Raw genomic sequence first — 20,771 nt, forward strand, 5'->3', positions numbered from 1 at the left:
GAGCGAGCGAGGGAAGGAAAGGACCTCCGTGACCGATACGGAACTTATCTCTGCGCCCGAAACGTCACGCCGACGTGCCGGCCTGTCCGGAATGGTTCTCACCGAGCTGCGCAGCCTCGCTGGTGAACTCGGCATCAAGAGCGTTTCCGGTATGCGCAAGGGCGATCTGATCGCTGCGATCTCCGAGCGGCAATCGGGCAGCGCACCGGCCAAGTCGGACGCACCGAAGTCGGACGCACCGAAGTCCGACGCACCCAGGTCGCGTCGCGCCGCTGCATCCGCGCCCGCCGTCGAAGATCGGCCTGCAGCCGAGGCGGCACCGAAGCAGTCGGCTCCCGAAGCGCCGTCCTCGGACGCCCCCGCGGCGCAGTCGGGCGATTCTGCCGATGCGGCTCCCGAGACGGGTCGCCGGACACGCGGCCGTCGTGCCGCAGGTCGTCGCGCCGGTGCTCCCGATCAACTCCCACTCGACGACAGCAACGATTCGGCCGGATCCGCTCCCGCGGCGGCCGATTCGCCCGCAGCCGCGCCGCAGACGGAGAAGCCGGACGAGACCGGCGACAACGCCGCCACCGAGCGCCCGCGCCGTAGCCGCGGCGAACGCAACCGCCAGGACGGGTCGGAACGCGAACCGCGTGACGCCGACGGCACCCGCGACAACGCGAGCCGCGACTCCGGAAACCGCAATCAGGGCGACCGGGACGGCTCCAACCGCGAGAACGGCAACCGTGACAACGGAAACCGCAATCAGGGCGACCGGGACAACTCCAACCGGGACAGCGGCGGTCGCAATCAGGGCGGTCGCAATCGCAACCAGGGCGACGGTCGCAACGACAACCGCAACGAGGATCGCAACAACGGTCCGCGTGACAACCGCGACAACAACCAGGACGACGACGGTGAAGGCCGCGGACGCCGGGGACGTCGGTTCCGCGAACGTCGTCGCGGACGTGACCGTGGCGAAGGCAACGAGGGTGGCGGTGGCCGCGAGCGCGACACCGAGATTCGCGAAGACGATGTTCTGCAGCCGGTAGCCGGCATCCTCGACGTCCTCGACAACTACGCGTTCGTCCGCACCTCCGGCTACCTCGCCGGACCCAACGACGTCTATGTCTCGATGAACCTCGTCCGCAAGAACGGCCTTCGACGCGGCGACGCGGTGACCGGCGCGGTTCGAGTGGCACGCGAAGGTGAGCAGTCGAGCCAGCGGCAGAAGTTCAACCCGCTCGTGCGTCTGGACACCGTCAACGGGGGAGAGGTCGAGGCCGCGCGCAAGCGTCCGGAATTCGGCAAGCTCACCCCGCTGTACCCCAATCAGCGACTGCGCCTCGAGACGCAGCAGAACATCCTGACCACGCGCATCATCGACCTGGTGATGCCGATCGGCAAGGGTCAGCGCGCGCTCATCGTCAGCCCGCCGAAGGCAGGTAAGACAAGCGTTCTGCAGGCCATCGCCAACGCGATCGCCATCAACAATCCCGAGTGCTACCTGATGGTCATCCTCGTCGACGAGCGTCCCGAGGAAGTGACGGACATGCAGCGCTCCGTCAAGGGCGAGGTCATCGCGTCGACGTTCGACCGGCCGCCGGGCGACCACACCGCGGTGGCCGAGTTGGCGATCGAGCGGGCGAAGCGTCTGGTCGAAGCCGGCCAGGACGTGGTGGTTCTGCTCGACTCGATCACCCGTCTGGGACGCGCGTACAACAACAGCTCGCCCGCATCGGGCCGAATCCTGTCCGGTGGTGTCGACTCGACGGCGCTGTACCCGCCGAAACGATTCCTCGGCGCGGCTCGAAACATCGAGCACGGTGGATCGTTGACGATCATCGCCACGGCCATGGTCGAAACAGGATCCACCGGCGACACCGTGATCTTCGAGGAGTTCAAGGGCACCGGTAACGCCGAGCTCAAGCTCGATCGCAAGATCGCCGAACGCCGCGTGTTCCCAGCAGTGGACATCAACCCGTCGAGCACACGCCACGACGAGTTGCTCCTCGCTCCCGACGAGGCTGCCGTTGTGCACAAGCTGCGTCGCGTGTTGTCCGGACTGGACTCGCATCAGGCCATCGACCTGCTGGTCGACCGTCTGAAGAAGAGCAAGAACAACCTCGAGTTCCTGATGGAAGTCTCCAAGACTGCGCCGGGCGGGACGAACGACTGACAATTGTTCTTCGGATCTTTCGTCCGGGGAACAAGCCGACAGGTGCGCGCGTTGTAAGCATCTGTCGGCACAGAAGTACCGGCGATTAGCAGGTCAGATGCACGCTCTGGCATAATCAACGGCCGAGTCCGGTTCCGGTTCACGTCTTCGATCGGCGAAGACGACCCGGCGACCACTAGAGAGAACGGTAAGGACACCATGAAGGCAGGAATTCACCCCGACTACACACTGACGACAGTCGTCTGTGGTTGCGGCAATACTTTCGAGACCCGAAGCACCACCGACAAAGAGCGCATCAGCGTCGAGGTCTGCTCGCAGTGCCACCCCTTCTACACCGGCAAGCAGAAGATTCTCGACACCGGCGGCCGCGTCGCTCGCTTCGAGGCTCGCTACGGCAAGCGCGCCGGCAAGAAGGCCGACGCAGACAGCTAGCTGTTTCGCCGACGCCCGTCCTGTACATCACAGGACGGGCGTCGGCTTTTTTGTGTCCACATCCAGTTGCACCGGCGTTCGAGAGTGAGTCATCAACATGGCGAGAACAGACAAGCCTTCGGCCATCGACGACATCCTCGCCGAACACTCCGGGCTCGAGCAGCAACTCGCCGATCCAGCTCTGCACAACGATCCCTCGGCTGCCCGCAGAGCAGGCAAGAGATTTGCCGAACTGGCCCCCATCATGTCCGCGCACACCAAGCTGACCTCCGCGCAGGACGACCTCGAAGCCGCGCGTGAGTTGGCGGCCGACGATTCGTCGTTCGCGTCCGAGATTCCCGACCTCGAGGCGACGGTGGTGCAGCTCGAGCAGACTCTGACCGACTTGCTGGCTCCCCGTGACCCGCACGACGGCGACGACATCGTGATGGAGGTCAAGTCGGGTGAGGGCGGCGAGGAATCGGCGCTCTTCGCGGCCGATCTCGCACGGATGTACGTGCGCTACGCGGAACGCCGTGGATGGCGTGTCGAGGTTCTCGACGCCAACGTCTCGGACCTCGGCGGATACAAGGACGCGACGCTGTCGATCAAGACCAAGGATCCTCTCGACGGCGTGTGGGCGCGGCTGAAGTTCGAGGGCGGCGTCCACCGCGTGCAGCGGGTGCCGGTCACCGAATCGCAGGGACGCGTGCACACCTCTGCGGCCGGAATCCTGGTGTATCCCGAACCGGACGAGGTCGAAGAGGTTCAGATCGACGAGACCGATCTGCGCATCGACGTGTATCGCTCGTCCGGCAAGGGCGGCCAGGGCGTCAACACCACCGACTCCGCGGTTCGGCTCACACACCTTCCCACGGGCATCGTGGTGACCTGCCAGAACGAGCGCTCCCAGCTGCAGAACAAGGCACGAGCGATGCAGGTTCTCGCAGCTCGCCTGCAGGCGGCCGCAGAGGAAGCAGCCAACGAAGAGGCCTCGGCCGGACGAGCCAGCCAGGTGCGTACCGTCGACCGCTCGGAGCGGATCAGAACCTACAACTTCCCCGAGAACCGCATCACGGACCACCGCATCGGGTTCAAGGCGCACAACCTCGACGCCCTGCTCGACGGCGAAATGGATGCGTTGCTCGACGCGCTTGCCAAGGCGGACCGCGACGCGCGCATGCAAGCAGAGTAGCTGCGGCACAGAGCTTTACAGATTTCGCCGGGCTGATTCACCGATCGGTGCGATACCCTGGCGGCCAGGTTCGACCCCGTAACAGCGCCCGAGAGGCACACCAGACATGAACCAGGCCTTGACTCCCGCAGGCGAGAACGCCGTGTCCGAGCTGTCGTCGCGCTACGGCGTCTCGACCGATGCCGTCCGCACGATGCTCGATGCCGTCAACAACGGCCGCGGCACCATGGCTCAGTTCAACATCCCTGAGCTCGGCGGCAGTGGGCAGTGGATGCGCGGCGGAATTGCCATGGTGGGCAACATGTTCGATCACGGACTCAAGAGCCGGGTCGACGGCCTCTGTCGAGACCTGTCTGCAGTGCTGGCGCAGCATCAGGTGTACCCGCCCAGAGAAACCGGTGGCAGCTCGTTCGGTGGCAACTCGTACGGCGGCGGCTCGTGGTGGCCGTCGGAACTCGGTGCGCCGAGCTCGAGCGGTGGTCAGAACGGGTCGCAGTACGCGGTGTTTCCGGGATCTCGACGCCTCGCCGTGTCGGCAGGCGGTGAACTGGCCGTCTACGACACTCTCGATCACTCCATCGGCGGAGTCCAGCAACAGCAGGGCGGTGGTCCGGGCTCGCTCGAGTTCACCAGCCAGTACGGCACGTTCACCGCAGGCAGCCTGCCTCGCGTCGACCAACCGTCGAGCGGAACGAACTCGCAGAACCGGTCGACGCCGCAATCCGCTCCGCAGACCTACGCGCAACCGTCCTCGTCGCAGCAGTCTCCGCAGTCCTCGAACCAGTCGCCTCGGAGCAACCCGTCAGGCGCGGACATCTCCGACATCACGGCGGCGATCGAGGCTCTCGCAGGTTTGCACGCGAAGGGCTTCCTCACCGACGACGAGTTCTACGCCAAGAAGTCGGAGTTGCTGGGACGCGTGTGACCGGGTTGTCGGTGGCTCGTGGCAGTCTGTACGGGTGAGCCGCAAGCCGTTACGTCTGGCCATCCTCGAAGCAACGTCGATGCTCGATGCTGCCGGTGTGCCGAGCCCGCGGGTCGATGCGGAACTGCTCGCTGCACACCTCGTCGGCGTGGACCGCGGCCGTCTCGGTCTGGTTCCTCTCGTCGAACCCGAGGTTGTCGAGGCGTATTTCCGGACCGTCGAGCAGCGCGCGAAACGCATTCCGCTGCAATACATCACGGGAACGACCTCGCTGGGCAACATCGACGTCGAAGTGGGACCGGGCGTGTTCGTGCCCCGGCCGGAAACCGAATTGTTGTTGGCCTGGGCTCTGGCGTTCCTCGAGAACGTCGACCACCACCCGCCGGTGATTCTCGATCTGTGCACGGGCTCGGGCGCATTGGCACTGGCGATCGCCAACGCTCGGCCGGACGCCGTCGTCCATGCCGTCGAGCTAGACCCGTCGGCATTGGCGTGGGCTCGGCGCAATGCGGACCTGCGCAGCGGCCACGGCGATACCCCGATCACACTGCACCACGGCGATGTCACGGCTCGAGATCTGTTGACCGAACTCGACGGTGCAGTCGACATGATCGTCGCCAACCCGCCCTACATTCCGGAGGGGGCAGACCTCGATCCCGAGGTGATCGATCACGATCCGCATATGGCGCTGTTCGGCGGTTCGGACGGCCTGTCGGTCATCGAACCGATGATCGGCAACATCGCCCGTTGGCTTCGGATCGGCGGCGGCGTCGCCATCGAACACGACGACTCCAATGGCAGCGAGGTGGCGGCGCTGCTCTCTCGGCGACGCGTGTTCACCGAGGTCACCGCGCATCCGGATCTGGCGGGTAGGCCCCGGTTCGTCGTTGCAGCACGGGCACAGCCGGTCCAGGCCTGACGACGGGAACGGCAGGCGGGCGACACCTGACATCACTTCGTTATCGAAGGTGGAAGGATAGGTGCCGTGAGTACCGTCTACGACTGCCGTGAAGCCGACGCGCGCGCTGCCGGATTGACCGCTGCCCGCGGTGCCCTCAAGTCCGGCCGACTCGTCGTCATGCCGACCGACACCCTGTACGGGATCGCCGCCGATGCATTCGACGGCAGCGCTGTCACGGATCTGCTGCGGGCCAAGGGCAGGGGACGCGATATGCCGGTTCCCGTGCTCGTCGGTTCGTGGAACACCATCGACGGCCTGGTCCAGAGTGTCCGGCCACGCACCCGAGACCTGATACGCGCCTTCTGGCCCGGTGCACTGAGCATCGTCGTGCAGCAGGCTCCATCCCTGGCCTGGGATCTGGGCGATGCTCAGGGCACCGTGATGTTGCGGATGCCGCTGCACCCGGTTGCGCTCGAGCTGTTGCGCGAGGTCGGCCCGCTCGCGGTGTCCAGTGCCAACATCTCCGGCAGTCCACCCGCCACCACCGTCACGGAGGCTCGGGATCAACTCGGCGGCTCGGCCGCGGTCTACCTGGACGGGGGACCGGCCGATCACGCGGTGGCGTCGACCATCGTCGATCTGACGAGCGATCGAGCACGAATTCTGCGGGTCGGTGCCATTCCCACCGAGAAGATTGCCGAGGTTCTCGGTGTCACCGCCGAAAGCCTGGTCCCGGGAGCGTCCTGACATGCCCGTCCGTGCCGCATGAGTGTCGAGTTGCTGGCCCAGTCGAATCTGGGGGCAGGTGTTCCCATTCGGGAGCTACTGCTGGTCTTTCTCACCGCCGCTGTCGTCACGTTCTTTGCTACCGGGGGAGTCCGAGTGGCGGCGATCAAGTTCGGTGCTGTTGCCGTTCCCCGCGATCGTGACGTCCACGTTCAAGCCACCCCGAGGCTCGGGGGAGTGGGCATCTACGTGGGCATGCTCGCCGCCCTGCTGTTCGCGTCGCAGCTGCCTGCCCTCGCCCGGGGTTTCGACGTCGCCTACAACCGCGACATTCCGGCCGCGCTGGTTGCCGGCTTCGTGATCGTGCTGGTCGGTGTCATCGACGACCGGTGGGGTCTGGATGCGCTGACCAAGTTCGTCGGCCAGGTGACGGCGGCCGGAGTCCTCGTCATCATGGGTGTCAGCTGGGTCGTGCTCTACCAGCCGTGGGGAGGCGAGCCCGGTCAACCGGGTAGCACCCTGGTGCTCGACCAACTGCAAGCCGGACTGGTGACCGTGCTGATCACCGTCGTGATCGTCAATGCGATGAACTTCGTCGACGGACTGGACGGGCTGGCGGCCGGCCTCGGGCTCATTTCCTCGGTGGCGATCTGCATCTTCTCGGTGGGGTTGCTGCAGGAGCAGGGGGGAGACGTCGGCGTCTACCCACCGGCGCTGATCGCAGCGGCGCTGGCGGGCGCGTGCCTGGGGTTTCTGCCACACAACTTTCAACCCGCTCGCATCTTCATGGGCGATTCGGGATCGATGCTCATCGGTCTGACGCTCGCCACGATCTCGACCAGTGCGTCCGGGCGGATCCCGCTGACGGCGTACGGCCCGCGCGATCTGCTGGGTCTACTGTCGCCGCTTCTGCTGGTCGGCGCTGTGATGCTCATCCCGATTCTGGACCTGCTGCTGGCTGTCATTCGCCGCACCCGGGCCGGACGGAGTCCCTTCAGCCCCGACAAGATGCACCTGCACCATCGGCTGCTGCAGATCGGACATTCGCATCGCCGAGTGGTGTTGGTGATCTACCTGTGGGTCGGTGTCCTCGCCTTCGGGGCAGTCGGGTCGTCTCTGTTGGACCGCCGAATAGTGGTGCTCCTGGTCGCAGCGGGTCTGGTGTTCGCACTGGTCGTGACAGCTGTACCCACCTTGAGGGTGGACCGATCGCATGGCTCGGAACCGCGAAGCGCTCGACGGGGCGGCTGATCCCGTCCGCTGGTCCCGGCCGCGTCCTGGGTACCCTCGACAACTGTGACCTTCACTCCTCAGTCCATGCCCGACCAATTCGCGCCGCTTCGCGCCGCAGTTCGATACGGACTCATCGGACTGGTGGTACTGACGGTGGTGTGCGTCGGAATCTCCGTCGCCGCGGCCGGCACGCCCGGCTTGTGGGGATCGCTCATCGGCGTGGCCATCGGTGGCGGCTTTGTCATCACGACGGCCCTGTCGGTTGCGCTCACCACCCGTTTTCCTGCTTCGGCCGTCGGAGCGCTGCTGCTCGGCGGTTGGCTGGTGAAGATGGTCATCGCGCTGATCGTGCTGGTCGCACTCAAGGACGCCGACTTCTACAACCGCTACTCGTTGGGGCTGACCATCCTGGGAGCTCTCGTCGTCGTGCTCGGCGCCGAGGTCTTCGGGGTCGTCAAGACGAAGGTCGCCTACGTGGACAGCGTTCCCGGCGAGGCCAAGACCGACGATCTGTAGTACGACAAGCTGTCGTAATCGGTTAAGCTGAGGGCCGCCTACACAACGTCGTAGTTCTGTTGATAAAGTTTGCATCAAGCGGTGGGCAAGACTGGGACGAAAGAGACTTTTTCCCTGGACTGGACCCCCGCAGGTAGCAGTCAGCGTGAGCTTCCTTACAGTAGGCCCGGAGTCATCGACTTCGGCAACGTAAGGTTCCGCCCTGAGAGTTGCCGAGTCGACGTGAGTCGCCGACACCCGACAGACGCTTGGCCGATGAAGACCGGGCCTCAGCCTCTGACGATTGCGAGCCGATTTTCGTCGACTTGATAGATCGTCATTGTCCGATCGAACCGCAGTCGCTACCCGGCTGCGGCCCGAACACGGGAGAGACCGCTGAGCGTCACCACCCTGGCTGCGGAATACAGTCCGCCGTCACTATCCGATTTCTTTCCTCCCGCGGTGCTGTTCGAGGGGACCCCGTTCGAGCTCGACAGGCTGATGCTCATCCGCATCCTGATGTCGGCGATTCTGATCATCTTCATGGTGGTTGCCCTCCGCAGCCCGAAGATCGTTCCGCGTGGTCTTCAGAACGTCGGAGAGATCGCTCTCGATTTCGTTCGGATCCACGTCGCAGAAGATGTGCTCGGTAAAGAACAGGGTCGTCGGTTCCTGCCCGTCATCATGACCATCTTCTTCACTGTGTTCGCGGTGAACGCGAGCGCCGTCATTCCGTTTCTGAACATCTCGTCGAATGCCCGCATCGGTCTACCGATCGTGCTCGCCGCGGTTGCGTACGTCGCGTTCATCTACGCAGGTGTCAAGAAGTTCGGCGTCGGGAAGTTCGTCAAGGGCACCATCGTCATCCCGGGCATTCCGCCTGCGATGCACGTGCTGCTGATCCCGCTGGAGTTCGTCTCGAACTTCGTACTGCGTCCGTTCACACTGACGGTGCGTCTGCTCGCCAACATGCTGGCCGGCCACATCATGCTCGTGCTGTTCTTCAGCGCGACCCAGTTCTTCCTCTTCGAGGCGTCGGCCGGGCTGAAGATCTTCGCAGCACCCTCGCTCATCATGGGCTTCTTGTTCACGATGTTCGAGATGCTGGTGATCTTCCTCCAGGCCTACATTTTCGCGCTGCTCACGGCGATCTACATCGATCTGTCGCTGCACGCCGACTCGCACTGACCGACCAACTGACCGAACCAGCTACACCGCCACCTCCGACACCCGGATGTGGACCGAAGAAAGGGAACGGAAAACCCAATGAGCCTTGAAGTTCTGGCCCAGGCGCAGGAAATCACCGCAAACGGATACGGCGCCATCGGCTACGGCCTCGCAGCGATCGGTGGTGGCATCGGCCTCGGCCTGGTCGTCGCCAAGAACATGGAAGCAACCGCTCGTCAGCCCGAGCTGGCCGGTCAGCTCCGTACCACCATGTTCCTCGGCATCGCATTCACCGAGTCCCTCGCCCTGATCGGCCTCGTCGCCGGCTTCATTCTCTGAGAGCGCGATGACAAACGCGATTACGTTGCTGGCGGCGGAGGGGGAGGAATACAACCCTCTTCTGCCCGCAACCTACGACATCGTTTGGTCGATCGTCTGTGTCGCGGCAATCGGCTTCCTCTTCTGGAAGTACGTGGTGCCGCGCTTCACCAAGGTTCTCGCTGAGCGTTCCGAGCTCATCGAAGGCGGAATCAAGAAGGCCGAAGAGGCACAGGCAGAAGCCAAGGCTGCACTCGAGCAGTACCACGCTCAGCTGGCCGACGCTCGTTCCGAGGCCGCGCAGATCCGTGAGGAAGCGCGCACCCAGGGACAGGCGATTCTCGCCGAGATGAAGGAAAAGGCGCAGGAAGAAAGCGACCGGATCGTGGCCGCAGGTCACAATCAGCTCGTTGCTCAGCGTCAGCAGATCGTCACCGAGCTTCGGGGAGATCTGGGACGCACGGCCGTCGAACTCGCTGAGAAGGTCATCGGAGAGCAGCTGTCCGACGACGCGAAGCGTTCCAGTTCGATCGATCGCTTCCTCAACGAGTTGGATTCCGTCACCGCGGACTCCGCATCCGGAAAGTGAGTCGAACCATGTACGCAACTTCTCGTGAGGCACTCGCCCGCACGCGGTCGGTTGCCCACGAAGCTCTGGGGTCCGCGTCGGCAGGCGAGGCAACAGCCGTCGCTGCTCAGACCGGTGCCGAGTTGTTCGCCGTCGTCGAGACTCTCGACGCGCAGCGCACGTTGCGTACCGCTCTCGCCGATTCGTCGGTCGAGGGCGTTCGGCGAAGCGATCTGGCCGGAGAGGTCTTCTCCGGCCAGGTGTCGAGTGCAACGGCGACGATCGTCAAGGCCGCTGCCGGAGAAAGCTGGTCCACCGCTCGCGACCTGCTGAACTCGCTGGTCGAGCTGGGACGTGAAGCTCTGCTTCGCGCCGCGGCCGATCAGGATCAGCTGGACATGGTCGAGGACGAACTGTTCCGACTGGGGCGGATCGTGGCGGCCAACCCTCAGCTCGAGCAGGCCCTGTCGGATCGCTCGAAGCCTTCGCAGGCCAAGCGTGAACTGCTCGGTCGCCTGCTCTACGGCAAGGTCACCGCGGTCACCGAGGCGCTCGCAGTTCAGGCTGTGACGCGTCCACGGAAGGCGGCTCCCGCCGACGTACTGAACGGACTGGCCGACCAGGCCGCCGAACAGCGCGACCGCGCGGTTGCACACGTCCGCAGCGCAGCCCCACTGAGCGACAGTCAGCTCGAGAAGCTGACGGCAACCTTGACCCGCACGTACGGCAAGCAGGTCACGGTGCATGTAGAGGTCGATACCGAACTGCTCAGCGGACTTGTCGTTCGTATCGGCGACGAGGTCATCGACGGTAGCGGGGCAGGCCGCCTCGCTGCATTGCGAAAGACGCTCAAATAGTCCGACACGGACACAGTAACGAGAAGAAGCGTCTCGACTTTCGAGACATTTCACCCCGCGATCATTTGAAGGAAGAGCAGGAAACACTATGGCGGAGCTGACGATCTCCTCCGACGAGATCCGTAGCGCGATCGATAACTTCACCGCGAGCTACTCACCGGAGTCTTCCCGCGAGGAGGTCGGCACGGTTACGGACACGAGCGACGGAATCGCTCACGTGTCCGGATTGCCGTCGGCGATGTCCAACGAACTCCTGGAATTCCCCGGCGGAGTTCTCGGTGTCGCGCTGAACCTGGATGCCACCGAAATCGGTGCCGTCATCCTCGGTGACTACGAGCACATCGAAGAAGGCCAGGAAGTCAAGCGCACCGGAGACGTGCTGTCGGTCCCCGTGGGCGACGGCTACCTCGGTCGCGTCGTGGACCCCCTGGGCAAGCCCATCGACGGCCTCGGCGACATCGAGTCCTCCGAGACCCGCGCCCTCGAACTGCAGGCTGCCTCGGTGCTCGAGCGTCAGCCCGTCGAGGAGCCGCTGCAGACCGGTATCAAGGCGATCGACGCCATGACCCCGATCGGCCGCGGCCAGCGTCAGCTCATCATCGGCGACCGCAAGACCGGCAAGACCGCGGTCTGCATCGACGCGATCCTGAACCAGAAGGCCAACTGGGAGAGCGGTGACGAGAAGAAGCAGGTTCGCTGCATCTACGTCGCCATCGGCCAGAAGGGCTCCACGATCGCAGGCGTCAAGGCTGCACTCGAAGAGCAGGGCGCACTCGAATACACGACCATCGTCGCGGCTCCCGCGTCCGATTCGGCCGGCTTCAAGTGGCTCGCCCCGTACACCGGCTCGGCCATCGGCCAGCACTGGATGTACCAGGGCAAGCACGTCCTCATCGTGTTCGACGACCTGACCAAGCAGGCCGAGGCGTACCGCGCCATCTCGCTGCTGCTGCGTCGTCCGCCGGGCCGCGAGGCATACCCCGGTGACGTCTTCTACTTGCACTCCCGTCTGCTGGAGCGTTCGGCGAAGCTGTCCGACGAGCTCGGTGGCGGATCGTTGACGGCTCTGCCGATCATCGAGACCAAGGCCAACGACGTCTCGGCGTACATCCCGACCAACGTCATCTCCATCACCGACGGTCAGGTCTTCCTGGAGTCGGACCTGTTCAACAAGGGCGTCCGTCCCGCTATCAACGTCGGCATCTCGGTGTCCCGAGTCGGCGGCGCGGCACAGACCAAGGGCATGAAGAAGGTCTCCGGATCTCTTCGCCTCGAGCTCGCTCAGTTCCGCGAGCTGGAAGCCTTCTCGGCGTTCGCTTCCGACCTCGACGCGGCCTCCAAGGCGCAGCTCGAGCGTGGCGCACGTCTGGTCGAGCTGCTCAAGCAGGATCAGTACGCCCCGGTTGCCGTCGAAGATCAGATCGTCTCGATCTGGCTGGCCGGCCAGGGTACGTACGACTCGGTGCCCGTCGGCGACGTGCGTCGCTTCGAGACCGAACTGCTCGAGGATCTGCACCGCAACGCCAGCGGCGTCTACGACAGCATCGCCGGTGGCAAGGCCCTCGACGAGGACAACCAGAAGGCGCTGACCGAGGCGACCGAGAAGTTCAAGGCCGGATTCGTCGACTCGGACGGTAACCGCGTCGTCAACGAGGCCGAGGCAGACACCCTGAACGCCGACGAGGTCAGCCAGGAACAGGTCAACGTCACTCGCAAGACAGTCAGCAAGTAGGCCTGCGATGACAGGTGACAAGACGAGCACAGAAGGGAGCGTGAACAGCTAGATGGCAAGCATTCTCGAGCTTCGCTCCCGCATCAAGTCGGTCAACTCGACCAAGAAGATCACCAAGGCACAAGAGTTGATCGCGACATCGCGAATCACCAAGGCTCAGGCCCGCGTTGCCGCATCGAAGCCGTATGCGGAAGAGATCACCAAGGTGCTCTCCGCGTTGGCGAGTGCATCGAGCTCGCTCGATCACCCGTTGCTCAACGAGCGACCCGAGCCCAAGCGTGCCGCAGTTCTGGTCGTGACCAGCGACCGCGGTATGTGCGGCGGCTACAACTCCAACGTGCTCAAGGAGACGGAGGAGCTGTTCCAGCTTCTCCGTTCCGAGGGCAAGGATCCGGTCATCTACGTTCTGGGCGCAAAAGGCCTGGGCTACTACACATTCCGTGAGCGGGACGTGAAGGGTGCCTGGACCGGCTTCTCTCAGGAGCCCGGATACGCCGACGCGGCCAAGGCCAGTAGGCACCTGGTCGAGCTGTTCATGGCCGGCTCGGGCACCGAGGTCGACGCTCCCAACGGTGAAGGCACCGTCGAGGGCGTGGACGAGTTGCACATCGTCTACACCCGCTTCGTGTCGATGCTCACGCAGAAGCCCGAAGTTCGCCGTATGGCACCGCTCGAGATCTCGTACACCGACGAGGAATTCGAGATGGGTGCAGACGCGTTGAGCGACTCGCCGACCGCAGATGTGCAGGCACAGTACGAGTTCGAGCCGGAAGCGGGAACCCTGCTCTCGGCGCTGCTGCCCAAGTACATCAGCACCAGGATCTACGCGTCGTTGCTCGATGCAGCAGCGTCGGAGTCCGCGGCGCGTCGTACCGCCATGAAGGCGGCGACGGACAACGCGAACGAATTGGTCGAGACCTTGAGCCGTCAGGCCAACCAGGCTCGGCAGGCCCAGATCACCCAGGAAATCAGCGAAATCGTCGGTGGCGCCAACGCGTTGGCCGACAGCGCAGGAAGTGACTAAGCAATGACCGCAGCAGTAGCCCACGAGAACGCGAGCGGAGCGGACACACAGTCCGGCCGTGTCGTTCGGGTCATCGGCCCCGTTGTGGACGTCGAGTTCCCGCGCGGCTCGATTCCCGCACTGTTCAACGCCCTCAACGCAGAGATCACTCTGCCGACCGTGGCCAAGACCCTGACGCTCGAGGTCGCACAGCACCTCGGCGACAACTTGGTTCGCACCATCTCGATGCAGCCCACCGACGGACTCGTCCGCGGCACTGCAGTCGTCGACTCGGGCAAGCCGATCTCGGTTCCCGTCGGTGACGTCGTCAAGGGCCACGTGTTCAACGCCCTCGGTGACTGCCTGGACACCCCCGGACTCGGCCGCGACGGCGAGCAGTGGGGCATCCACCGCAAGCCACCAGCCTTCGATCAGCTCGAGGGCAAGACCGAGATCCTCGAGACCGGCATCAAGGTCATCGACCTTCTGACCCCGTACGTCAAGGGCGGAAAGATCGGACTGTTCGGTGGTGCCGGTGTCGGCAAGACCGTTCTGATCCAGGAAATGATCACTCGTATCGCACGCGAGTTCTCGGGCACCTCGGTGTTCGCAGGAGTCGGCGAGCGTACCCGTGAGGGCACCGACCTTCACCTCGAGATGGAAGAGATGGGCGTCCTCCAGGACACCGCCCTCGTCTTCGGCCAGATGGACGAGCCGCCCGGCACGCGTATGCGCGTGGCGTTGTCGGCACTGACCATGGCGGAGTACTTCCGCGATGTTCAGGGACAGGACGTTCTTCTGTTCATCGACAACATCTTCCGCTTCACGCAGGCAGGTTCGGAGGTGTCGACCCTTCTCGGTCGTATGCCGTCGGCCGTCGGTTACCAGCCCACGCTGGCGGACGAGATGGGTGAGCTCCAGGAGCGCATCACCTCGACCCGTGGACGCTCGATCACCTCGCTGCAGGCGATCTACGTTCCCGCCGACGACTACACCGACCCGGCCCCGGCCACGACGTTCGCGCACCTCGATGCGACGACCGAGCTCTCGCGTCCGATTTCGCAGATGGGTATCTACCCCGCTGTGGACCCGCTGAGCTCGACCTCGCGAATCCTCGAGCCCGGCATCGTCGGTGCGGAGCACTTCCGCGTCGCCAACGAGGTCAAGCGAATCCTGCAGAAGTACAAGGAGCTGCAGGACATCATCGCCATCCTCGGTATGGACGAGCTCCAGGAAGAGGACAAGGTTCTGGTCGGCCGCGCACGCCGCCTCCAGAAGTTCCTCGGCCAGAACTTCATCGTTGCCGAGAAGTTCACCGGCGAGGCCGGTTCGGTCGTGTCGCTCTCCGACACCATCGAGGCATTCGACAAGGTCACCAAGGGTGAGTACGACCACCTTCCCGAGCAGGCCTTCAACAGCTGTGGCGGTCTCGACGATGTCGAGGCAGCCGCGAAGAAGATGGCCGGAAAGTAGACCGACGTGACTTCTTCCGAGAAGAGCGGCATGGAGGTCTCCCTGGTCGCTGTGGAGCAAAAGCTGTGGTCCGGTACCGCGACCATCGTCAGCGCTCAGACCACCGAAGGTGAGATCGGCATCATGCTGGGCCACGAGCCTGTCCTCGGACAGTTGATCGAGGGTGGCACGGTGTCGATCACCACCACGGATGGCGAGAAGCTCATCGCAGCCGTCCACGGTGGGTTCCTGTCGGTGACCGGCAAGACGGTCACCGTGCTGGCAGAATCGGCCGATTTCGCCGACGACATCGATGTCGAGGCGGCACGGGCTGTAGTGGCAGAGAACGGCGACGACCTCGAGGCCATTGCTGTGGCCAAGGGTCGTGTCCGCGCTGTCGAGCGGTCCTAGGTTCACGAGAAGCCGCGACGAGACCTGCGATGCACTACGGATTGATTGTTCTGATCATTCTGGTTGTGCTGCTCGCAGGGCTCGTCGCGGCTTTTGCGTACCGTCTGATGGTTCTACGGCGCGGGGGGACCGCCGCGATCATGCGGGTATTGCCGACGGACGGTGGGGCCGGTTGGCGTCACGGCATCATTCGGTACGGCGACAACACGCTCGTTTTCTTCAAGCTGTCGAGTCTTCGTCCCGGCCCCGATCATCGGCTGGGTAGACAGGACATTCACGTGGGTGATCGACGAGCCCCACGGGACACCGAGTTCGACATCATGACACCGGACATCGCCGTGTTGGAACTGTCCGACCACGGTAAGTATTTCGAGATCGCCCTGGACAGAAGTGCGTTGACCGCTTTCCTGTCCTGGGTCGAATCTCGTCCCTCCGGTCGGTCGCGTCGCCGCCGACCGGCTGCCTGATCAGCTGTTGTCGGTAGTCGGATCGCTCGAAGTGCGGCTCGACCCGGGAACCCACTGGACGTCGCCCTTGGGGTTGGCGTAGCGGCTGAGAATGAACAGTAGATCCGAGAGTCGGTTGAGGTATTTCGCCGGCAATGCACTCGTGGTCTCCGGGCTCGCGTGCACCGCAGCCCATGCCGACCGCTCCGCCCGTCGGGCCACCGTTCGCGACACGTGTAGCAACGCTCCCAGCGGCGTTCCGCCCGGCAGAATGAACGACGTCAGTGCGGGGAGATCCTCGTTGAACTCGTCGCACCAGCCTTCGAGGCGGTCGACGTAGCTCTGATCGATGCGCAGAGGCGGGTACTGCGGATTCTCGACGACCGGAGTCGACAGATCGGCCCCCGCGTCGAACAGATCGCTCTGGATGGTGCGGATCACCGAATGCACCGATTCGGGCGGATTGCCCAGTGCGAGAACCACACCGAGGCTCGCGTTGGTCTCGTCGCAGTCCGCGTAGGCAACGAGTCGTTCGTCGTTCTTGGACACCCTCGAGAAATCGCTCAGCCCGGTGGTCCCGTCGTCGCCGGTTCTCGTATAGATGCGGGTGAGGTGGACGGCCATGCGCGCTACGGTACCGCGCGGGTGTCGGCCGGTCCCGCTGGCTACGCTGTCGACGTGAGTGAACGCTTTTTGGTCAACGGTGGAAATCGCCTCGTCGGTGAGGTGGCGGTCGGTGGTGCGAAGAACAGCGTCCTCAAATTGATGGCTGCAGCGCTGCTGGCAGAGGGCACCAGCACGATCACCAACTGCCCCGACATCCTGGACGTGCCACTGATGGCAGAAGTGCTGCGTGGGCTCGGCTGTGAGGTCGAGTTGGAGGGATCGGTCGTTCACATCACCACTCCGGCCATGCCGAAGTATCACGCCGATTTCGCGGCAGTTCGCCAGTTCCGAGCTTCGGTGTGCGTGTTGGGGCCGCTGGTTGCGCGGTGCAAGAGAGCTGTCGTCGCACTGCCGGGTGGTGACGCGATCGGGTCGCGTCCCCTCGACATGCACCAGTCCGGTCTCCAGTTGCTCGGGGCCCGCAGCGAGATCCAACACGGGTGCGTCGTTGCGGAAGCAGACGAATTGCGCGGCGCGAACATCAGACTGGCGTTTCCGTCCGTCGGTGCCACCGAGAACATCTTGATGGCCGCAGTCCTCGCCACCGGGGAGACGGTGATCGACAACGCCGCGCGTGAGCCGGACATCGTCGACGTGTGCAACATGCTCAACGAGATGGGCGCCGATGTCCGAGGTGCAGGCACGTCGACCTTGACCATTCGAGGCGTGAGCGCGCTGAAGCCGACGACCCATCGAGTGATCGGCGATCGCATCGTCGCGGCGACGTGGGGAATCGCCGCTGCCATGACTCGTGGGGATGTGCGAGTGCGTGGTGTGAACCCCAAGCACCTGTCGTTGGTGTTGGACAAGTTGAGGTCCGCCGGCGCCGAGGTCACCAGCGAGCCCGACGGCTTCCGCGTCGTGCAGCACGAGCGACCGCGCGCGGTCAATTTCGCGACGCTTCCTTATCCAGGGTTTCCGACCGACCTGCAGCCGATGGCCATCGGACTCGCGACCGTAGCCGACGGCACGTCGATGATCACCGAAAATGTCTTCGAGGCTCGATTCCGGTTCGTCGAGGAGATGATCAGGCTCGGGGCCGACGCGCGTACCGATGGCCACCACGCCGTGGTTCGCGGTGTCCCGCAGCTGTCCAGTGCGCCGGTGTGGTCCTCCGATATCCGGGCCGGGGCCGGATTGGTTCTCGCGGGACTGGTGGCCGACGGTACGACAGAGGTGCACGACGTGTTCCACATCGATCGCGGCTATCCGCGGTTCGTCGAGAACCTGACTGCATTGGGTGGCAGCATCGAGCGGGTCAGCTGAGAAGCACGGCTTCCAGCGCCTCGACCAATATGCTTATCGCATAGTCCAATTCGTCGTCGGAGACGGAACCGTATCCGACGACGATTCCACCCCGGGCTGTGTGCGAGCGGGTCGAGCGTTCGAGTGTCGGTACGTCCACACCCTTCGCGGCACATGAAGTAGCGACGTCGCGCGCCGACGCGGTATCGAGTATCAACACCGTGTGGAGGCCGGCTCCGACTCCGCGGAGCTCGCCGAACCTGGAGAGCGCGGCGGCGACCAGGCGGTCGCGGGTCCGATAGAGCCGGCGCGCCGTTCGGACGGCTCTGTCCCATTCGCCGTCGCGCAACATGGACGTCATCGCATGCTGGACGGGAACCGATGGGTGATCGCCGATCGCGCGGCGCGTTGCCGAGATGCGGTCGACCATCGACCGAGGCGCCACCATCCAGCCGAGGCGGATCCCGGCACCGAGGGTCTTGGATACGGTGCCGAGGTACACGGTCCGGTCGGGTGCCAGCTCGGCCACAGTGGGCAAAGGCGCTACGCCGTAACGGAATTCGGAGTCGTAGTCATCCTCGATGATCATGGAATCGTTGCTGCGTGCCCAGTCCGCCAAGGCGCGTCGACGTCCGATCGGCATGAATGCGCCGGTCGGATATTGATGCGACGGCGTGACGTAGACGGCTGGTGTCCGTGGGGGAGTCGAGTCGAGTTGTTCGACGATCAGGCCATCGCGGTCGACGGGGACGTCGTGCAAGGACCACCCGCGATGCGTCGCGAGCGCAGCGGCGGATTTGTAGCCTGGATTCTCCAGTGCCAGAACGTGTTCGACCGATTCGGCGACGGAAAGCGCACCGAGGGCAAGATCGAGACCGTGAACGCTGCCCGTCGTGATCACGATCGACGCCGGTGTGGTGTGCAGCCCGCGTGCGCGGCGGAGTAGCTCAGCGACGCGAGTCCTCAGTTCGAGCGTGCCGGCGGAATCGGGATAGTCGCCGGGAGGTGGTGTGCCGCCGACCTCGCGCCACGCGCGCTTCCAGGCATCGGATGCCGAGGGCGGAGTCCATGGGATTCCCGGGCGGAGCGATATCCGCGGGGGTGTTCGTGGTGTGGTGTGTGCGCTCGACGCCATCGCAACCGATCGAGGTGGACGGGGGATGTGTCGGACATAGTTGCCCGAACCGCGTCGGGCATCGAGCCAACCTTCTGCGACAAGCTGTTCGTAGGCCTTCTCCACGACCGCACGCGCAATGCCCAGATCGACGGAAAGTGCTCGGGTACTGGGTAATCGAGAATCGGGCTTCAGCTCGCCGGCGTCGATTGCGGATCGGATGCGATCGGCCAATTGGACGGGCAGCGTCCGAGCGTCGGCGCGATCGATGGTGATCGACAGAGTGATCGGGAGCATGGACCAGCGGTCTCCTTCGTCATTCACGTCGAAGTGGCCTGAACAAAATCGACTCGATTGGATCATGACACAAGGCCACTCGTACCGGATCCTGAAACCATGACAGTCCACGACGTGCCTCTTTCCCCGACGCCGCGAACCGTAGTGAAGCGGGGTAGGCCTCGTGCCGGTCTCGAACGGACATTGCTGCTGGACGTACTGCGCGCCGCCCGTATCTGTCATATGGGCGTGATCGTGGCCGGAGTTCCGCGCGTCGTGCCGACGGTGTTCGGCGTGGATCCGGCCGGCCCGGACAGGGAAGGCACGCTGTACCTGCACGGATCCGTGGCATCACGCAGCATGATCGATGCTCCGGAGCAGGACATCTGCGTCACCATGACCGTCGTCGACGGTCTCGTCCTTGCGCGATCGGCATTCCATCATTCGATGAACTATCGAAGTGCCGTTGTCGTCGGACGGCCTCGTCGAGTGGTGGACGCCGACGAGCGGATTCGAGCATTGGACACGATCGTCGACCAGGTGATCCCCGGAAGAAGCGCACATCTGCGCTCGCATACGCGGAAGGAGCTGGCTGCCACCGCGGTGCTGGCGCTTCCGATGTACGAGGCATCGGTGAAATCGCGGTCAGGTGGTCCGGTCGACGACGACCTCGACATCGAACGGGGCGACGTGTGGGCCGGCGTTGTTCCGGTGTGGGAGGCACTCGGCGTCGCCGAAGCTGCCGCGGACCTCGCGGCGGAAATCCCGGTTCCGAAGCATGTGGACGATGTGCGCCGGAACGCGATGCGGGGGTGAACGCTGTTGCAGCAGTGGCAGTTCGGGCTGTGGTTGGCATCACAAGCGCAACCTGCAGCGTGTTGCGGTCGCGGTGACCTGACGCGTCGCCGTCGAGCTGCGCGAATGTCACGAGAGCATCGGGCGACCTGCCGATTTGCGTTGGTGTGGTTGGTGGCGTAACTTTTGTCGAGTCAGAGCGACGGACACCGACCCGGTCTTCACGGACTGGGTGAACGAGGTTGGACGTGTGGCTCGGCAGGTTTTATCCCCCAAGAGTCGGGCCTTGTGTCCGAGACCAAGCTGGGATAGGCTGGAACAGTTGCCCTTGAGGCCGACGGACTGTGTGTTCGTGGGGTGAGAGTGTGTGCGTGTTCTTTGAGAACTCAACAGTGTGTCGATGAATGTCAGTGCCGAATTTATTTGGTGAAAGCATTCGATGTATCAGCCATCCGCTTGTGGTGGTTGTTGTCGGGTGTTGTTTGAAAATGCTAGTTGAGTTTTTTTGCTAGTGATTTGACTCTTTATGTTTATGACTGATTCACGGCTCTTCCTTTCGGGGGAGCGCTGTTGTTTCGAGAGTCTTTTACGGAGAGTTTGATCCTGGCTCAGGACGAACGCTGGCGGCGTGCTTAACACATGCAAGTCGAGCGGTAAGGCCTTTCGGGGTACAC

General features: G+C 64.0%; 21 protein-coding genes and 1 rRNA gene. 20 read left to right on the forward strand and 2 right to left on the reverse strand.

The features are described from left to right. The first annotated feature begins 28 nt into the window (after positions 1 to 28). From rho to CH302_RS24670, 17 genes are all read left to right on the forward strand, one after another. Positions 29 to 2,161, forward strand: a complete 2,133-nt coding sequence (gene rho / locus CH302_RS24585; protein WP_082323765.1) for a transcription termination factor Rho — start codon at positions 29 to 31, stop codon at positions 2,159 to 2,161. A 198-nt stretch (positions 2,162 to 2,359) separates the two neighbouring features. Then, positions 2,360 to 2,593, forward strand: a complete 234-nt coding sequence (gene rpmE, locus CH302_RS24590; protein ID WP_008715081.1) for a 50S ribosomal protein L31 — start codon at positions 2,360 to 2,362, stop codon at positions 2,591 to 2,593. A gap of 97 nt (positions 2,594 to 2,690) precedes the next feature. After that, the gene (gene prfA / locus CH302_RS24595) at positions 2,691 to 3,767 is read left to right on the forward strand and encodes a peptide chain release factor 1 (protein ID WP_037193389.1); all 1,077 of its coding nucleotides are present in this window, start codon (positions 2,691 to 2,693) and stop codon (positions 3,765 to 3,767) included. A gap of 106 nt (positions 3,768 to 3,873) precedes the next feature. Then, on the forward strand, positions 3,874 to 4,692 hold the full coding sequence (locus tag CH302_RS24600; protein WP_094650105.1) for an SHOCT domain-containing protein: 819 nt from the start codon (positions 3,874 to 3,876) through the stop codon (positions 4,690 to 4,692). A 34-nt stretch (positions 4,693 to 4,726) separates the two neighbouring features. After that, complete coding sequence (prmC, locus tag CH302_RS24605; RefSeq protein WP_037193387.1) at positions 4,727 to 5,611, forward strand: peptide chain release factor N(5)-glutamine methyltransferase; 885 nt, start codon at positions 4,727 to 4,729, stop codon at positions 5,609 to 5,611. Between the two features lie 66 nt (positions 5,612 to 5,677). Next, complete coding sequence (locus CH302_RS24610) at positions 5,678 to 6,340, forward strand: L-threonylcarbamoyladenylate synthase (RefSeq protein ID WP_037193386.1); 663 nt, start codon at positions 5,678 to 5,680, stop codon at positions 6,338 to 6,340. An 18-nt stretch (positions 6,341 to 6,358) separates the two neighbouring features. Further along, positions 6,359 to 7,570, forward strand: a complete 1,212-nt coding sequence (locus CH302_RS24615) for a glycosyltransferase family 4 protein (protein ID WP_037193385.1) — start codon at positions 6,359 to 6,361, stop codon at positions 7,568 to 7,570. Between the two features lie 66 nt (positions 7,571 to 7,636). Next, a complete protein-coding gene (locus CH302_RS24620) occupies positions 7,637 to 8,068 on the forward strand; it encodes a hypothetical protein (RefSeq protein ID WP_052047885.1) in 432 nt (143 codons plus the stop codon). Positions 8,069 to 8,509: 441 nt separating this feature from the next. Further along, entirely contained in the window at positions 8,510 to 9,235 is a 726-nt protein-coding gene (atpB, locus tag CH302_RS24630) for a F0F1 ATP synthase subunit A (protein WP_032393520.1), read from the forward strand. 78 nt (positions 9,236 to 9,313) lie between these two features. Continuing rightward, complete coding sequence (locus CH302_RS24635; RefSeq protein ID WP_027497904.1) at positions 9,314 to 9,553, forward strand: ATP synthase F0 subunit C; 240 nt, start codon at positions 9,314 to 9,316, stop codon at positions 9,551 to 9,553. Between the two features lie 7 nt (positions 9,554 to 9,560). Beyond that, entirely contained in the window at positions 9,561 to 10,121 is a 561-nt protein-coding gene (locus CH302_RS24640; RefSeq protein ID WP_032393521.1) for a F0F1 ATP synthase subunit B, read from the forward strand. Positions 10,122 to 10,129: 8 nt separating this feature from the next. Further along, positions 10,130 to 10,957, forward strand: a complete 828-nt coding sequence (locus CH302_RS24645; RefSeq protein ID WP_037193383.1) for a F0F1 ATP synthase subunit delta — start codon at positions 10,130 to 10,132, stop codon at positions 10,955 to 10,957. A gap of 88 nt (positions 10,958 to 11,045) precedes the next feature. Next, on the forward strand, positions 11,046 to 12,689 hold the full coding sequence (gene atpA, locus CH302_RS24650) for a F0F1 ATP synthase subunit alpha (RefSeq protein WP_037193380.1): 1,644 nt from the start codon (positions 11,046 to 11,048) through the stop codon (positions 12,687 to 12,689). Between the two features lie 52 nt (positions 12,690 to 12,741). After that, complete coding sequence (locus CH302_RS24655; RefSeq protein ID WP_037193379.1) at positions 12,742 to 13,713, forward strand: F0F1 ATP synthase subunit gamma; 972 nt, start codon at positions 12,742 to 12,744, stop codon at positions 13,711 to 13,713. Positions 13,714 to 13,716: 3 nt separating this feature from the next. Next, positions 13,717 to 15,165 (forward strand): F0F1 ATP synthase subunit beta, encoded by a 1,449-nt coding sequence (atpD, locus tag CH302_RS24660; protein WP_037193378.1) that lies wholly within the window; start codon positions 13,717 to 13,719, stop codon positions 15,163 to 15,165. Positions 15,166 to 15,195: 30 nt separating this feature from the next. Continuing rightward, positions 15,196 to 15,555 (forward strand): F0F1 ATP synthase subunit epsilon, encoded by a 360-nt coding sequence (locus CH302_RS24665; RefSeq protein WP_037193376.1) that lies wholly within the window; start codon positions 15,196 to 15,198, stop codon positions 15,553 to 15,555. 29 nt (positions 15,556 to 15,584) lie between these two features. Next, positions 15,585 to 16,022 carry a DUF2550 domain-containing protein gene (locus tag CH302_RS24670; protein ID WP_037193375.1) on the forward strand — a complete coding sequence of 146 codons (438 nt, stop codon included), beginning with the start codon at positions 15,585 to 15,587 and terminating at the stop codon, positions 16,020 to 16,022. Here CH302_RS24670 and CH302_RS24675 read toward each other — a convergent pair whose 3' ends face one another. Further along, entirely contained in the window at positions 16,023 to 16,625 is a 603-nt protein-coding gene (locus CH302_RS24675) for a cob(I)yrinic acid a,c-diamide adenosyltransferase (protein WP_037193370.1), read from the reverse strand. It lies immediately after the preceding gene. Positions 16,626 to 16,679: 54 nt separating this feature from the next. Here CH302_RS24675 and murA point away from each other — a divergent pair, with 54 nt between their 5' ends. Beyond that, a complete protein-coding gene (murA, locus tag CH302_RS24680; protein ID WP_037193701.1) occupies positions 16,680 to 17,933 on the forward strand; it encodes a UDP-N-acetylglucosamine 1-carboxyvinyltransferase in 1,254 nt (417 codons plus the stop codon). Here the strand turns inward: murA and pdxR are convergent. Continuing rightward, positions 17,926 to 19,323 carry a MocR-like pyridoxine biosynthesis transcription factor PdxR gene (pdxR, locus tag CH302_RS24685; RefSeq protein ID WP_037193368.1) on the reverse strand — a complete coding sequence of 466 codons (1,398 nt, stop codon included), beginning with the start codon at positions 19,321 to 19,323 and terminating at the stop codon, positions 17,926 to 17,928. The two genes, murA and pdxR, sit on opposite strands and share 8 nt — an antisense overlap. 99 nt (positions 19,324 to 19,422) lie before the next feature. On the opposite strand from pdxR, the gene CH302_RS24690 reads away from it, so the two are divergent. Then, on the forward strand, positions 19,423 to 20,118 hold the full coding sequence (locus CH302_RS24690) for a pyridoxamine 5'-phosphate oxidase family protein (RefSeq protein ID WP_037193365.1): 696 nt from the start codon (positions 19,423 to 19,425) through the stop codon (positions 20,116 to 20,118). A 564-nt stretch (positions 20,119 to 20,682) separates the two neighbouring features. After that, positions 20,683 to 20,771: ribosomal RNA gene (locus tag CH302_RS24695) — 16S ribosomal RNA — on the forward strand; the annotation flags it as partial.

Source organism: Rhodococcus sp. 15-2388-1-1a, assembly GCF_002259145.1.
GTDB lineage: Bacteria > Actinomycetota > Actinomycetes > Mycobacteriales > Mycobacteriaceae > Rhodococcoides.